The following is a 14,204-nucleotide window of genomic DNA, read 5'->3' on the forward strand; positions in this document are numbered from 1 at the left end:
ATGACCAAAGGTAAATTCATTGTTATCGAAGGGCTGGAAGGCGCAGGTAAAACTACCGCCCGGGATACAGTGGTTAAAGCACTGCGCGACAGCGGTATCCAAAATATTGTTTTTACCCGTGAGCCAGGGGGAACACCTCTGGCAGAAAAGTTACGAGAACTGGTAAAGCAGGGCGTTGGTGATGAAGTTCTGACAGATAAAGCAGAGCTTTTGATGATGTATACCTCCCGGGTTCAGTTGGTTGAGAATGTGATTAAACCAGCGTTAAGTCGTGGTGATTGGGTAGTAGGCGATCGCCACGATCTCTCTTCTCAGGCTTATCAGGGCGGCGGTCGGGGAATTGATAACCAACTGATGATAACCCTGAGAGATACCGTACTGGGAGACTTTCGTCCGGATCTGACGTTATATCTGGATATTCCTCCGGAAGCTGGATTAAAACGCGCCAGAGCCCGTGGTGAATTGGATCGTATCGAGAAAGAGTCACTGGCTTTTTTTGAACGTACACGTCAACGTTATGTTGAACTGGCACAAGCTGACCCATCTATTGTGACAATTGATGCTTCTCAGCCATTAGAGAAAGTTACCGCCAGTATTCAAACTGCGATGAACCATTGGCTGGAGAGCCGTAAGTGATTTGGTATCCATGGTTAACGCCCGCCTATAAACAGTTGGTGGCTCAATATGCCTCTGAGCGTAAGCATCATGCACTATTATTACAATCCGTTCCCGGATGTGGTGATGAGTTATTAATTCAGGCGCTGGGTCGTTGGCTAATGTGTCAGGCACCGCAGGGGGAAAAAACCTGTGGCGTTTGCCATAACTGCAATTTAATGAAAGCTGGCACGCATCCGGATTGGCATGTAGTTGAACCTGAAAAAGGAAAAACCGCCATTGGTGTCGATCAAATTCGCCAACTGACTGAAACTTTGTATAACCATGCACAACAAGGTGGGGTTAAAGCGGTTTGGTTTACGCAATCTGAATTGCTTAGTGAAGCTGCGGCCAACGCTTTATTAAAAACACTTGAAGAACCGCCGGAAGGCACCTATTTTTTATTAGCCAGTCATGAAATTTCGCAAATACCGGCAACCATACGTAGCCGCTGTTTGTTGTGGACTCTGAGCTGCCCAAATGAGGCATTCAGCATTGAATGGTTATCACGACAGAATGCAGGGCAGCCGGATAGCCTGAAAACAGCGTTACGCCTTAGCCATGGCGCGCCATTGGCGGCACAGCAATTGCTGACCACTGAGGTTTGGAAACAGAGAGATGCAGTATGTCAGGGATTAGATAGTGCGTTCTCTCAGCGGGATTTATTGTCATTTTTACCACAGCTTAATCATGACAATGCAAATGAGCGAATCCATTGGGCAGTTTCCCTGTTACTGGATGTGGTCAAATATCAACAAGGGGCTGCGAGTTTTGTGGTAAATCAGGATTGCATATCGCTAATTCAGCGACTGGCCACAATGGGTTCAACGTCGGTGTTTAATCAGCTGGCAAAGGATTGGTTAAACTGTCGATATGAACTGTTAAGCGTTGCCGGCGTAAACAAAGAGTTATTACTGACCAATATGCTAAATCAAGCCGATAGCCTACTGGCCTGATTGTCCATTCTAATGAGTTAATATTCCTATGTATTTAGTTGATTCACATTGCCATCTTGATGGCCTGGATTACGCAGGGTTACATACAGACCTTGCCAGCGTACTTCAGCAGGCAAGAATGCGTGATGTTAAAGCCTGTCTGGCGGTGTCTACTACGCTGCCCGGGTTTAAAAAGTTGAAACAGATGGTGGCAGGACATGATGAAGTATTTCTTTCCTGCGGTGTTCATCCATTAAATTTGGATGAAGTTTACCAACAGAAAGAGTTACTGGCGTTAGCTGACGACTCTCGAGTAATAGCATTGGGAGAAACCGGGCTGGATTACTATTATCAAAAAGATAATATTCCACTGCAGCAAAACTGTTTTCGTCAGCATATTCAGGTAGGAAGAGAATTAAATAAGCCGGTAATTGTTCATACTCGCGATGCTCGTACGGATACATTGGCTATTTTAAAAGAAGAGAAGGCTGATGAATGCGGTGGCGTTCTGCACTGTTTCACTGAAGATTGTGATACCGCTAAAAAACTATTGGATATCGGTTTCTATATTTCATTTTCAGGCATAGTTACTTTCCGTAATGCCGACGCTTTACGTGAAGCGGCACGTTATGTTCCTTTAGACCGAATGTTGGTTGAAACTGATTCACCTTATCTGGCTCCAGTGCCACATCGGGGCAAAGAGAATCAGCCTGCGTATGTACGTGATGTAGCGGAGTATCTTGCAGTATTGAAGCGGGTTGAGCTGGAAGAATTTGCTGAAATCACTACCAAAAATTTTAGTCAGTTATTTAACGTTACACTGTAACTAGCATTGTCATTATTCTGGTTCGCCGGACGGTAATTAAAAGGTTGTCCGGCAACTATTTTTTTATTCAGTGATAATATTTATCCATAATCTGTTGATAAATTCATCTTTAGCCTGTTAAGATGCGCCCGCCTTCAAGTATCACCGCGTTAAAATCCCTCTGTTTTACGCCTTATCATCTGCTCATTTGGGTAGGATGAATTATGCATAACTATTTCAACGAATCTGTTTTAATTAATGATTACTGTTAGTCCGCAACCGCGGAATACCAATGTCGGATAGTCTCGTAATGAAATAATGTGCATCTGAAAAGTGGATTAGCATTATGGATATGCAATCGAGAAAATATGGCAGAACTTACCATTATCCATTTTCTCCGGGAACCACCAGTGACGATCGTATCAACCATCATTGGTGGCGTGATATTGAAAATATATCTCATCTGGTTCATACCGAGAAATTGGATGGTGAAAATAACTGCCTGAATAAATATGGCGTATTTGCCCGATCCCATGCCGCACCGACACAATCGGCCTGGACCCAGCAAATTCGTCAACGTTGGCAACTGATTAAAGATGACTTAGGCGATATAGAGATTTTTGGTGAAAATCTGTATGCCATACACTCCATCGAGTACCAAAAGCTGGAGGAATATTTTTTTGTGTTTGCTGTACGTTATAAAGATATGTGGCTTAGTTGGGAAGAAGTCGGTTTTTATGCCGAGCTGTTTGATTTTCCTCGTATTCCACAATTAGACATTGTTGAAACAACCAGTGAATCAGAGTTTAGTCGTTTGATTCTTCAGCATGCAGGTCAGAATAGCCATTTTGAATCCTGGGATACCCATTCTCATCAGCCCTGTTCGATGGAGGGAATTGTTACCCGCAATAGCGATGCTTATCCGGTAACGGATTTTTCTCATAATGTATTTAAGTACGTACGAAAAAATCACGTTAAAACCGATATTCACTGGAAGAGTAACTGGCAACAAGCCCCGCTTTATTATGAGCGAGATGCAGCAGGAGGGCCAAAATGAGCTGGATGTTAAGTCGTGACAAATCGTGGCAATTCCTGCAGCAAAATTTCTTATGGGTTGCTGATATGAGCGGTGTAATGCAAGATCCGATTCATCATGCCGAAGGGGATGTGTCCGTACACACTCAGTGCGTACTGGAGGCTTTGAGGTCATTACCTGAATATCAGCAATTGCCAACGTTGCAGCAGGAAATTTTGTGGAGTGCAGCACTGCTTCACGATGTGGAAAAGCGAAGCACTACCCGAATCGATTACGACGGACGTATTGTTTCGCCAGGACATGCCCGCAAAGGTGAGCTTACGGCTCGTCAGATTCTGTTTAAGGATCTCGCTGCACCCTTTGCCATACGAGAAATGATAGCCGCTCTGGTGCGCTATCATGGGTTACCTTTGTGGGTTATGGAAAAACAAGATCCACAAAAATCACTGTTATCTGCATCACTGCGGGTAGATAACCAGTTGCTGACGCTATTGGCCAAAGCGGATGTGCTTGGTCGGGAATGCACTGATGCGAAGGAGTTATTAAACCGTATTGAGCTATTTGAGTTGTATTGTCATGAGCAACAATGCTGGAGACAAGGGCGAGAGTTTCCGTCTGCGGAGGCCAAATATCGTTATTTTTCTACCGATAATGCCCCGCTGGACTATCAGCCTTATGACGATTATCAAAGTCAGGTAACGTTGTTATCCGGATTACCGGGAATGGGAAAGGACAGCTATATTCAGCAGCATTGTTTTGGATTACCAGTAATCAGCCTGGATGATATTCGCCGTCAACATCGTATTGCACCTGATGACAAAATGGCAAATGGCTGGGTGGTTCAACAGGCTAAACAACTGGCAAGAGAGAAATTACGTCGTGGTGAAGATTTTGTCTGGAATGCGACTAATATTACTCACCAAATGCGCCAACAGCTGATAAATCTGTTAGTTAGTTATAAAGCTCGGGTCAGGGTAATCTACATAGAAGTGCCCTATGTGAAATGGAAACAGCAAAATAGTGCACGTATATATGCAGTACCTGATGCGGTGATGGATCGTATGTTGGCTAAACTGGAATTACCGGCACCTGAAGAGGCGCATGAGGTTATTTATTATATTGATGGTCAGACAGAAGCTATCTCCATATAGCCGCTATACATTCGATATTATTAAATTAATCTGATAATAAAATAACGAGAAGATAAAATTAATGTTTTGTCTTCTCGTTTTAACATGTGTTGGCCAGCGGCGTACGCTATATCGAGTTATCACCTGATTTATTGAATAAAATAATGAAATATCATTAATATGGCGGGTTGTTTAATGATGGCATCAGAGGCTATAGTCAGGGATAAATATTTTTCAGGAGTCTGACATGTATTACGGTTTTGATATGGGCGGCACAAAGACGGAATTGGCCGTATTTGATGCAGACTTAAATCAGCTATGGCAGAAACGTGTTCCCACGCCTAAAGATGATTATCAGGCTCTGCTACAGGTATTTATTGACCTGACAAATGAAGCTGATCAACGGTTTAATACCAAGGGGCAGGTTGGTGTCGGTATTCCAGGTATTGTGAATGCCAAAGAGGGAACCGTATTTACCACCAATGTGCCGGCGGCTAAATATAAACCATTGGTAGCTGATTTGACGCATTGCTTACACCGGACGGTGAAAATAGACAATGATGCCAACTGTTTTGCGCTGTCTGAAGCATGGGCGCCTGAATTTCGGCAATACCCAACGGTATTAGGTTTAATTCTGGGTACTGGTGTTGGTGGTGGTTTTGTCGTCAATGGAAAAGTGATCTCCGGTAAAAATGGTATCGCGGGTGAAATAGGTCATTTAAATCTGACAAGCGCTGCAGATAAAGTTCTGACTGATGCAGTACCACAAATAGTTTGTGGCTGTGGCAAGATGGGCTGCTTTGAAGGATATCTGGCTGGTCCGGGTTTTGAGCGTATCTATCGCAGTTTTTATCAAAAACCGCTAACCGCGGTGCAAATTATCGAAGATTATTATGCGGGGGATGCTTCAGCTAAAATTCACGTAGAGCGCTATCTCACTGTGTTATCCATCTATCTGGGCAACATACTGACATTGTTTGATCCACATTTATTGGTCATCGGTGGAGGATTGTCGCAGTTTGATGAAATCTATCGTTTGTTGCCTGAGTATCTGCCTCAGTATCTGTATGGTATAGCAACGCTACCGGCTATTGAAAAGGCACGTTATGGTGATGCTGGTGGTGCCCGGGGAGCGGCCTGTCTTAATCTGGTGGATTAGCAGATAGTTGTTAGATAAAAAATGCCGCAATTATATGCGGCATTTTTGTATCACTGGATAATTATGCCAGATTTTTAGCAACAAATTCCCAGTTAACCAGCGCCCAGAAATTTTCTAAATATTTAGGGCGGGCATTACGGTAATCAATGTAGTAAGCATGTTCCCATACGTCTACAGTTAATAGTGGCTTATCACCATCAGTCATTGGGTTGGCTGCGTTTGAAGTATTTACGATAGCTAATTTACCATCGGCTTTTTTCACCAGCCAGGTCCAGCCTGAACCGAAGTTCTTCACTGCTGAATCAGATAATTGATCTTTAAATGCAGCGAAAGAACCAAAGTTTTTAGCAATAGCGTCAGCCAGTGCACCTGTTGGTTCACCACCAGCTTTAGGCGCCAGACAGTTCCAGTAGAAGGTATGGTTCCAGACTTGTGCTGCGTTATTAAAGATGCCGCCAGAAGATTTCAAAACGATCTCTTCCAGAGATTTACCTTCAAACTCAGTACCTTTTACTAAGTTATTCAGGTTAACAACGTAGGTGTTGTGGTGTTTACCGTAGTGATATTCCAGAGTTTCAACGGAGATGTGTGGTTCCAGGGCATCTTTAGCATAAGGAAGGGCTGGTAATTCAAATGACATTTTATTGCTCCTCAAGAAAAAAATAGTGCTCATTGATTTCATCAACCCTGAATAACGAGTTGTATGAATCATGAGTCATTTGCAAGAAAACTGTTATTACTTTGTTATAACTTATGATTTTATCAACTTTTTTTTATATTTAAAGGAAAATAGTGGAAAAGATCGGTGTTTGAGTAGGGATTCATCAATGAAGACGCCGGTATCAAAGGAACTGAAGGAAAATAAAAATTAGTTTATGTATTAACTTAAGCGTGAGAGAAATCAGGTAATTGCGTTATAAGGGATACATAATAGAATGTATTCTATCTGCTATACTATAACCCTATAAAAAGTGGTATTTTTTCCTGTCACTATAGTCGCTACAATAGTCATACAATAAGCGCAATGTCTGCTTGAGGAAGCAAAATAATGACGACACTAGAAAAGATTCAACGCCAAATCGCTGAGAACCCAATTTTACTCTATATGAAAGGCTCACCAAAGCTACCTAGTTGTGGTTTTAGTGCTCAGGCAGTTCAGGCACTCTCCGCTTGCGGTGAGCGTTTTGCGTATGTGGATATTCTACAGAATCCTGATATTCGTGCTGAATTACCTAAATATGCTAACTGGCCAACGTTCCCTCAACTGTGGGTGAACGGTGAGCTGATTGGTGGCTGTGATATTATTCTGGAAATGTATCAACGTGGTGAACTGCAGACATTACTGAAAGAAGCTGCAGCAAATGCCGGCTCTCAAGACGCAGAGTAATTAATTTGATTGAAATATAAAGCCCCGATTTTCGGGGCTTTATAGTAATTAGTCTCTGACCTGCTGGTCTGGCGTGACTGGCCAGCCACCGAGTTTTTTCCAACGGTTAACCAGTTCACAAAACAGTTCAGTAGTTCTTTCAGTGTCGTAAAGAGCTGAATGAGCCTGAGAACTGTCAAAAGGGATACCTGCTGTAATACAGGCTTTTGCCAGTACGGTTTGCCCAAGCACTAAACCACTTAGTGCTGCGGTATCAAAGGTGGCAAAAGGGTGAAAAGGGTTACGCTTCAGGCCAGCTCGCTCTGCGGCAGCCATCAGAAAACCATGGTCAAATGTGGCATTGTGCGCAACGACAATTGCCCGGTTACAGTTCTGATCTTTAATTCCTTTACGTACCATTTTAAAAATAGCGTGTAACGCATCATATTCACTGACCGCCCCGCGCAGAGGGTTGGTTGGGTCAATACCGTTAAAGGCTAAAGCGTCAGGGGAGAGTACGGAACCTTCAAAAGGCTCAATATGAAAATGCAGAGATTGGTCACGCATCAACCAGCCCTGATCGTTCATTTTTAAGGTAAAGGCGGCTATTTCTAATAACGCGTTAGTTTTTGCGTCAAATCCTGCGGTTTCAACATCAATCACAACGGGGTAAAACCCACGAAAACGCTCGCTTAAACTGTTTTGAGTATTATTATCAGCCATGTCTACCTGTTCTTTAAAATTTTCAAGCCACTATTATGCCAAATTTTGCCATCTGATGCTTGGTATAATCATTATCTCAGGCAGGGATAATCCCAAACTAAGAAATAATGCTAACCGATCATCAGAAACGATAATATGAGGGTATAAGGGTGTTTATTGAGCATACCTGAGTATGCTCAACGATAGGAAAAAATATAAATTAGTTACCTAATGCCTGACTGGCTTGCTTATTTTCGATCAGTTCAATTTTATAACCGTCAGGATCTTCGACGAATGCAATAATAGTGGATCCACCTTTTACCGGACCCGCTTCACGAGTAATATTTCCACCTGCTTTACGTATTTGTTCACAGGTCGCCGCAACATTATCAACACCCAGAGCGATATGACCGAATGCTGTTCCCATATCATAGCTTTCGACGCCCCAGTTGTACGTCAGTTCAATAACGGCGCCTTGACTCTCATCACTGTAACCGACAAATGCTAACGAATACTTATATTCGGTATTCTCACTGCTGCGCAGTAAACGCATACCTAATACCTTGGTATAGAAGTCAATAGAACGCTGTAAATTACCAACTCGTAGCATGGTATGAAGCAAACGCATGTCGTTATCCTCTTGGTTGTTAAATCTTTCACTCGGTAAATTTGAACAAATTATCCTGTCGCTCAGTATACCCGAGACTGAGCTGAAGTGTTTAATGGATTGATACAGCAAGTACTGAATTGGTTACCGGGAGCAGGCAGTCATTCCTGAATACAATAAACTCCTTGCTTTTTATCATAGTTCAATCTATTACCTATCCATATTCATTATTTTGTTTGCTAAGTAATTCGTTGAGTTTGACTATGCCACAGCAACTGGAATTTTTTGATATCCCATCGCCATGCCGCGGCGTTTGTCAAAGTGACAGCCGGGGATATTGCCTGGGCTGTTTCAGAAGCAGGGATGAACGCTTTAAGTGGATGACACTAAGCGATATGGAAAAACGCGATGTTTTACGCCTTTGTCATCAACGTCGCCTGATCAGAAACCGAAAAGCAATTGCGCAAGATGATAATCAGCCAGAGCAACCTTCTCTATTTTAAATTCACTACTTCTTTTTGGTTATTAATGAGTTAAAACACGTTCATCTATTTTACATAGCGTGATAACGATCACTTAGTTTGATGTTCACTCTGAAATAACGCTATTTATCACCCATAATAAATAGGCTTAGATAATAAGCGATTTATTAAAAGGATAAACAATGAAACGTTATTTAACTGCATTAGCAGCACTGGTTATTTCTGGTGGAATTCAGGCTGCAACTGTTGAGGTTCCTGTTAATAGTGTTTCCGCTGAAGGAATCGGACAATCAGTGGGTACCGTAACCATTAGTGAAACGGATTATGGATTGCTATTTACCCCTAATTTGAAATCATTACCGGCTGGTATTCATGGATTTCATATTCATGAAAAAGGAAGCTGTGAACCAGGAATGAAAGAAGGTAAAGCGGTTGCTGCATTGGCTGCCGGGGGGCATTTCGATCCGGAAAAAACAGGTAAGCATCTGGGGCCCTATGCCAATGGTCATTTAGGTGATTTACCTGCGGTTTATGCTGCGGCTGATGGAACGGCGACTTACCCGGTATTAGCTCCACGTCTGAAAACTATTGAACAAATTAAAGGTCTTGCGCTGATGGTTCATGCTGGTGGGGATAATCATGATGATCATCCTGAACCACTGGGCGGTGGCGGTGCCAGATCGGCCTGTGGTGTAATCAATTAATTCATCACACAGATTATCACTTAATTAATTTAACTTTTTTTTCATCTATTAACGCCAATGTATGTTGGCGTTAATTTCAATCTGTAATTATTTAACATTAATATAATAATTAATTTAAATTTAATCAATATCTCCATCCGCGCCGCACCCTATTGAAATTAAAGATAAAAACCCATTAATGTGTTAATTTGAATGATTAAAGTACACGTTAATTGTCGTTCAAATCATATTTATTGAAATTAATTGCAGATTAATGTTTTAATTATTAGCAATTGAGTGGTGAAAAAAGTCATAATTAGCTTCGTAAGAATATCATTCATTTTACTACTATCGGATATAAAATATGAATTCAAAAACTGAATATACATTAGGTGCAGATATTGCACGATTAGTACGCAGCTGGCGTAGCATTATTGATCTCCAGCTTAAACCAATTGGCTTAACTCAAACGCATTGGATTACGCTTTACTATTTAAATGGCTTACCTCCAAATCAATCGCAAATACAATTAGCGAAAGCAATTGGAATAGAGCAACCCTCATTAGTTCGTACTTTAGATCAATTAGAAGGGATGGGATATGTAAGAAGAGATCCTTGCCCATGCGATCGCAGAGCAAAACAAATTAATCTGACCGAAGACGCTAAACCAATTTTAGGTCAGGTGAAAGAGGTTGTTGATGGAGTTAGAGAGGGCATTCTGCGTGGCGTCAAGGACGAAGAGTTAGCAACATTTGTCAATCTGATCAGGAAGTTTGAGCAAAATATTGCTGATTTATCTGGAAAATAATTTTCTGGCGAACATAAGATTAATTATCTTAGTGTGAATTAATGGTTAAGCACCCCCGTTAGGGGTGTGCACCTTATTTTGTATAAAAATTCTTCCTCACTTTTCTTCGATTAATATCTGGTAATTGCTGATTTTTTTGCTCTAATACTTATTCTGGTCATTTTGATTTATTCATCACAATCACTGAGAAGGTATTAATCATGAAAGCAGGCAATTATATTGGCGTCATGTCAGGCACCAGCCTGGACGGTGTCGATGTGGCATTAGTCAAAATTGATAACGCTACTGTTACGCAAACTGCCAGTTATTCACATCCAATGCCTGCAGATCTCAAAGCGGACGTTTTGTCGGTATGTCAGGGACAAAAAACTACGCTATCTCAAATTGGTCAATTAGATCTTCGTTTAGGCCTTCTGTTTGCCGAAGCTATTCAGGGTTTACTCAATACTCACCATATTAAACCAGAAACTATTACTGCCATTGGATGCCACGGACAAACAGTATGGCATCAGCCGGATGGTGTTTATCCTTTTACTATGCAACTAGGGGATAATAATCGTATTGCTGCCAGTACTGGTATTGTGACGGTTGGTGATTTTCGCCGTAAAGATATGGCATTTGGTGGGCAGGGCGCACCACTGGTACCTGCATTTCATCAGGCCTTGTTGATGGTAGAAGATGAGCGGCGAATTATTTTGAATATTGGCGGTATCGCTAATTTATCATTACTGATTCCGGGGAGTGATGTCACCGGTTTTGATTCTGGCCTGGGAAATATGTTGATGGATGCCTGGATTCAACAACAGCAAGGTTTACCTTATGATAAAGATGCCCTGTGGGCGCTCCAGGGACAGATCTGCGAACCTTTATTACAACAGATGATGTCAGATGCCTACTTTGCGCTACCTGCGCCTAAAAGTACGGGTAGAGAATATTTTAATATTCAATGGTTACAGCATCATTTAATCGCATTTCCCCATCTTAAACCTCAGGACGTGCAAATTACTCTGGCTGAATTAACCGTGCGAACCATTATCGATCAGGTAAAAGCTTCAGGTGGTTGTGACCGGTTATTGGTATGTGGCGGCGGGGCTCGTAACCCATATCTGATGGCACGTATGGCAGCAGCGCTTCCAGAGACCGTGGTAGATACTACCGATAACTACGGCATCAGTGGCGATGATATGGAAGCTATTGCATTTGCATGGTTAGCCGCTCGCACATTATCAGGATTACCGGGAAATTTACCTGCGGTTACCGGCGCATCCAGAGCAACAGTGTTGGGGGCTATCTACACGCCATAGTCTAAGCTTATATAGGTTTATCTATTAATATTGCGTTTTTTCTTATCTAACCATGGGAGACATAATGAAAAAGTTATTAGCAGGATTATTTGTTATTGGGTTAGCTGGCTGTACAGTAACAACGGAGCAGCGGGTTGAAGGTACAACACTGAACTATCAATGCGAAGGCCAGTCGCTATCTGTAATATTGAATAATGAAAAACAGTTAGTGAATGTCATTATTGCCGGAGAACCTCAGCAGCTTCATCAGGTGGTGTCTGCTTCTGGTGCCAAATACAGTAATGACAAATATTCATTCTGGTCTAAAGGTGATACCGCAATGGTGTTGAAAGGTGACGATATCATTATTAATGATTGTAAATTGGTTCAGTAATCGATTCTTATCTGCTGGTTTTCTTTTCGACAAGGTTTGAAATCCGCCATCAGTGAGTGCAAGATAAGGCAAAACAAGATACCAATAGGTTTTCTGATTATGCCAACTCAATTAAGTGATGATATTGCTGACCTACGGCGTGAATACACTCAGGGTGGTTTGCGCCGAAAAGATTTACCTGAAAATCCCCTGGCTTTGTTTGAACTCTGGTTAAAACAAGCTTGTGAAGCTCAAATTCCCGATCCTACCGCGATGTGTGTTGCTACCGTAGATGCTCAAGGACGACCTTCTCAGCGTATTGTGTTACTAAAACACTACGATGAAAAAGGTTTCGTTTTTTATACCAATCTGGGTAGCCGTAAGGCGCAACAAATTGCACAAAATAATCAGGTTAATTTACTGTTTCCCTGGCACTTTTTCGACAGGCAGGTCATGGTTTCCGGTAAGGCTGAACGGCTCTCATCCCTTGAAGTACTAAAATACTTTCACTCACGTCCTAAAGACAGCCAGATTGCTGCCTGGGTATCTCAACAGTCATCCCGAATTTCAACTCGTGGCGTATTGGAAAGTAAGTTTCTGGAGTTAAAACAGAAATTCCTTCAGGGTGAAGTTCCATTACCCAGTTTTTGGGGCGGATTTCGCGTCAGTATTGAGGAAATGGAGTTTTGGCAAGGTGGTGTAAATCGGTTACATGATAGATTTATTTATCAGCGTACAGAAAATCACTGGAATATTGATCGACTGGCACCTTAAATACTGGTCATTGCGTTAATCGGCGTTTATGCTATCCAGTTCATTAAAACTAATTAATTCAGCGGTAATAAATATCGCAGCTTATAACAACGGAGTTATGTATCGATGGCGAACAACCTGATTAAACAATTGCAGGAGCGGGGGCTGGTAGCCCAGGTTACGGACGAAGAGGCACTGGCAGAACGACTGGCACAAGGGCCTATCGCGCTGTATTGTGGCTTTGACCCTACCGCTGACAGCTTGCATTTGGGCCATTTGGTTCCGTTATTGTGTTTAAAACGTTTTCAGTTAGCCGGGCATCAACCAGTTGCATTAGTGGGCGGCGCGACCGGTTTAATCGGTGACCCCAGCTTTAAAGCAGCTGAGCGTAAACTGAATACTGAAGATACGGTCGCTGATTGGGTTGATAAAATCCGCCAGCAGGTTTCACCGTTCCTGGATTTTGATTGTGGCAGTAACAGCGCCAAGATGGCCAACAACTATGATTGGTTTGGTGGCATGAAAGTGCTGACTTTCCTGCGGGATATCGGTAAGCACTTTTCTGTTAATGCGATGATTAATAAAGAAGCGGTAAAACAGCGTCTGAATCGTGATGATAGTGGAATTTCTTTTACTGAGTTCTCCTATAACCTGCTGCAAGCCTATGATTTTGCCTGCCTGAATAAAGAACATGGTGTTGAGCTACAAATTGGTGGTTCTGACCAGTGGGGTAACATCACATCCGGTATTGATTTAACCCGTCGTCTGCATCAGAAACAAGCCTATGGCTTTACCGTACCATTAATCACTAAGTCTGATGGCACTAAGTTCGGTAAAACTGAAGGTGGCGCAATTTGGCTCGATCCAAAGAAAACCAGCCCATATAAGTTTTATCAATTCTGGATCAATACTGCTGATGCTGATGTGTATCACTTCCTGAAATTCTTCACCTTTATGAGTATTGAAGAGATTAATGCGCTGGAAGAAGAAGATAAAAACAGCGGTGTTGCACCTCGTGCTCAATATGTACTGGCAGAGAACGTAACCCATTTAGTGCATGGTGAGAAAGGATTAGCTGCTGCGAAGCGTATCACACAAAGCCTGTTCTCTGGTGAGCTGGCAGATATTACTGAAGAAGACTTTGCTCAACTGGCTCAGGACGGTATGCCTGCGGTTGAACTGGAAAACGGCGCTGATTTACAGCAGGCACTGGTAAGTGCAGAACTGGTACCGTCACGCGGTCAGGCCAGAACCATGATTAGCTCAAATGCAGTAACGATCAATGGTGAGAAGCAATCCAGTCCGGAATATGTCTTTACTGATAGCGATCGTTTGTTTAATCGCTATACGCTATTACGTCGTGGTAAAAAACATTATTGCCTGCTGATTTGGAAATAAGCTGGAAATAAATTGTTCCATAAATTCGGT

At 42.3% G+C, this 14,204-nt stretch carries 17 protein-coding genes; 14 read left to right on the plus strand and 3 right to left on the minus strand.

Features of this window, described 5'->3' with window-relative positions; translation table 11 throughout:
- The 6 genes from tmk to nagK all read left to right on the plus strand — a co-directional run bounded on the left by tmk (position 1) and on the right by nagK (position 5,719).
- Positions 1–636: a dTMP kinase gene (gene tmk, locus GOL65_RS02030; protein WP_140918559.1), complete on the plus strand. Its 636-nt coding sequence runs from the start codon at positions 1–3 to the stop codon at positions 634–636.
- Entirely contained in the window at positions 633–1,610 is a 978-nt protein-coding gene (gene holB / locus GOL65_RS02035; RefSeq protein WP_140918560.1) for a DNA polymerase III subunit delta', read from the plus strand. Before tmk ends, holB begins: the two co-directional genes overlap by 4 nt.
- 28 nt (positions 1,611–1,638) lie before the next feature.
- Positions 1,639–2,415, plus strand: a complete 777-nt coding sequence (locus GOL65_RS02040; RefSeq protein WP_140918561.1) for a metal-dependent hydrolase — start codon at positions 1,639–1,641, stop codon at positions 2,413–2,415.
- A gap of 325 nt (positions 2,416–2,740) precedes the next feature.
- On the plus strand, positions 2,741–3,451 hold the full coding sequence (locus tag GOL65_RS02045) for an RNA ligase family protein (protein ID WP_140918562.1): 711 nt from the start codon (positions 2,741–2,743) through the stop codon (positions 3,449–3,451).
- On the plus strand, positions 3,448–4,581 hold the full coding sequence (locus tag GOL65_RS02050) for an AAA family ATPase (protein WP_140918563.1): 1,134 nt from the start codon (positions 3,448–3,450) through the stop codon (positions 4,579–4,581). Before GOL65_RS02045 ends, GOL65_RS02050 begins: the two co-directional genes overlap by 4 nt.
- 226 nt (positions 4,582–4,807) lie before the next feature.
- Positions 4,808–5,719, plus strand: a complete 912-nt coding sequence (gene nagK / locus GOL65_RS02055; RefSeq protein ID WP_140918564.1) for an N-acetylglucosamine kinase — start codon at positions 4,808–4,810, stop codon at positions 5,717–5,719.
- Positions 5,720–5,780: 61 nt separating this feature from the next.
- Here nagK and sodB read toward each other — a convergent pair whose 3' ends face one another.
- A complete protein-coding gene (gene sodB / locus GOL65_RS02060; protein ID WP_140918565.1) occupies positions 5,781–6,359 on the minus strand; it encodes a superoxide dismutase [Fe] in 579 nt (192 codons plus the stop codon).
- 405 nt (positions 6,360–6,764) lie between these two features.
- Between sodB and GOL65_RS02065 the strand changes: the two genes are divergently transcribed.
- Positions 6,765–7,106, plus strand: coding sequence for a Grx4 family monothiol glutaredoxin (locus GOL65_RS02065; protein WP_140918566.1), 342 nt, complete (start codon positions 6,765–6,767; stop codon positions 7,104–7,106).
- A gap of 48 nt (positions 7,107–7,154) precedes the next feature.
- Here the strand turns inward: GOL65_RS02065 and rnt are convergent, their stop codons facing one another.
- Both rnt and gloA read right to left on the minus strand, forming a co-directional pair.
- Entirely contained in the window at positions 7,155–7,808 is a 654-nt protein-coding gene (gene rnt, locus GOL65_RS02070; protein WP_140918567.1) for a ribonuclease T, read from the minus strand.
- 199 nt (positions 7,809–8,007) lie between these two features.
- Positions 8,008–8,415 (minus strand): lactoylglutathione lyase, encoded by a 408-nt coding sequence (gene gloA, locus GOL65_RS02075; RefSeq protein ID WP_140918568.1) that lies wholly within the window; start codon positions 8,413–8,415, stop codon positions 8,008–8,010.
- Positions 8,416–8,657: 242 nt separating this feature from the next.
- Here gloA and GOL65_RS02080 point away from each other — a divergent pair, with 242 nt between their 5' ends.
- The 7 genes from GOL65_RS02080 to tyrS all read left to right on the plus strand — a co-directional run bounded on the left by GOL65_RS02080 (position 8,658) and on the right by tyrS (position 14,174).
- Positions 8,658–8,897 (plus strand): DUF1289 domain-containing protein, encoded by a 240-nt coding sequence (locus GOL65_RS02080; RefSeq protein ID WP_140918569.1) that lies wholly within the window; start codon positions 8,658–8,660, stop codon positions 8,895–8,897.
- A 161-nt stretch (positions 8,898–9,058) separates the two neighbouring features.
- The gene (gene sodC / locus GOL65_RS02085) at positions 9,059–9,580 is read left to right on the plus strand and encodes a superoxide dismutase family protein (protein WP_140918570.1); all 522 of its coding nucleotides are present in this window, start codon (positions 9,059–9,061) and stop codon (positions 9,578–9,580) included.
- A 343-nt stretch (positions 9,581–9,923) separates the two neighbouring features.
- A complete protein-coding gene (gene slyA / locus GOL65_RS02090; RefSeq protein ID WP_130591381.1) occupies positions 9,924–10,367 on the plus strand; it encodes a transcriptional regulator SlyA in 444 nt (147 codons plus the stop codon).
- A gap of 200 nt (positions 10,368–10,567) precedes the next feature.
- Positions 10,568–11,671 carry an anhydro-N-acetylmuramic acid kinase gene (gene anmK, locus GOL65_RS02095; protein WP_140918571.1) on the plus strand — a complete coding sequence of 368 codons (1,104 nt, stop codon included), beginning with the start codon at positions 10,568–10,570 and terminating at the stop codon, positions 11,669–11,671.
- Positions 11,672–11,735: 64 nt separating this feature from the next.
- Positions 11,736–12,044, plus strand: coding sequence for an MliC family protein (locus GOL65_RS02100; RefSeq protein ID WP_140918572.1), 309 nt, complete (start codon positions 11,736–11,738; stop codon positions 12,042–12,044).
- Positions 12,045–12,143: 99 nt separating this feature from the next.
- Positions 12,144–12,797 (plus strand): pyridoxamine 5'-phosphate oxidase, encoded by a 654-nt coding sequence (pdxH, locus tag GOL65_RS02105; protein WP_140918573.1) that lies wholly within the window; start codon positions 12,144–12,146, stop codon positions 12,795–12,797.
- A gap of 105 nt (positions 12,798–12,902) precedes the next feature.
- Entirely contained in the window at positions 12,903–14,174 is a 1,272-nt protein-coding gene (gene tyrS / locus GOL65_RS02110; RefSeq protein ID WP_140918574.1) for a tyrosine--tRNA ligase, read from the plus strand.
- Positions 14,175–14,204: the final 30 nt, after the last annotated feature.

It is taken from the genome of Limnobaculum xujianqingii, from assembly GCF_013394855.1.
Classification (GTDB): Bacteria; Pseudomonadota; Gammaproteobacteria; order Enterobacterales; family Enterobacteriaceae; genus Limnobaculum; species Limnobaculum xujianqingii.

Bases quoted from the DNA above. Each gene is read 5' to 3' on its own strand.
- rnt (WP_140918567.1), bottom strand. From the start codon at position 7,808: ATGGCTGATAATAATACTCAAAACAGTTTAAGCGAGCGTTTTCGTGGG.
- anmK (WP_140918571.1), top strand. From the start codon at position 10,568: ATGAAAGCAGGCAATTATATTGGCGTCATGTCAGGCACCAGCCTGGAC.
- tyrS (WP_140918574.1), top strand. From the start codon at position 12,903: ATGGCGAACAACCTGATTAAACAATTGCAGGAGCGGGGGCTGGTAGCC.
- gloA (WP_140918568.1), bottom strand. From the start codon at position 8,415: ATGCGTTTGCTTCATACCATGCTACGAGTTGGTAATTTACAGCGTTCT.
- GOL65_RS02100 (WP_140918572.1), top strand. From the start codon at position 11,736: ATGAAAAAGTTATTAGCAGGATTATTTGTTATTGGGTTAGCTGGCTGT.
- nagK (WP_140918564.1), top strand. From the start codon at position 4,808: ATGTATTACGGTTTTGATATGGGCGGCACAAAGACGGAATTGGCCGTA.
- slyA (WP_130591381.1), top strand. From the start codon at position 9,924: ATGAATTCAAAAACTGAATATACATTAGGTGCAGATATTGCACGATTA.
- tmk (WP_140918559.1), top strand. From the start codon at position 1: ATGACCAAAGGTAAATTCATTGTTATCGAAGGGCTGGAAGGCGCAGGT.
- GOL65_RS02045 (WP_140918562.1), top strand. From the start codon at position 2,741: ATGGATATGCAATCGAGAAAATATGGCAGAACTTACCATTATCCATTT.
- GOL65_RS02050 (WP_140918563.1), top strand. From the start codon at position 3,448: ATGAGCTGGATGTTAAGTCGTGACAAATCGTGGCAATTCCTGCAGCAA.
- GOL65_RS02040 (WP_140918561.1), top strand. From the start codon at position 1,639: ATGTATTTAGTTGATTCACATTGCCATCTTGATGGCCTGGATTACGCA.
- GOL65_RS02080 (WP_140918569.1), top strand. From the start codon at position 8,658: ATGCCACAGCAACTGGAATTTTTTGATATCCCATCGCCATGCCGCGGC.
- sodC (WP_140918570.1), top strand. From the start codon at position 9,059: ATGAAACGTTATTTAACTGCATTAGCAGCACTGGTTATTTCTGGTGGA.
- sodB (WP_140918565.1), bottom strand. From the start codon at position 6,359: ATGTCATTTGAATTACCAGCCCTTCCTTATGCTAAAGATGCCCTGGAA.
- pdxH (WP_140918573.1), top strand. From the start codon at position 12,144: ATGCCAACTCAATTAAGTGATGATATTGCTGACCTACGGCGTGAATAC.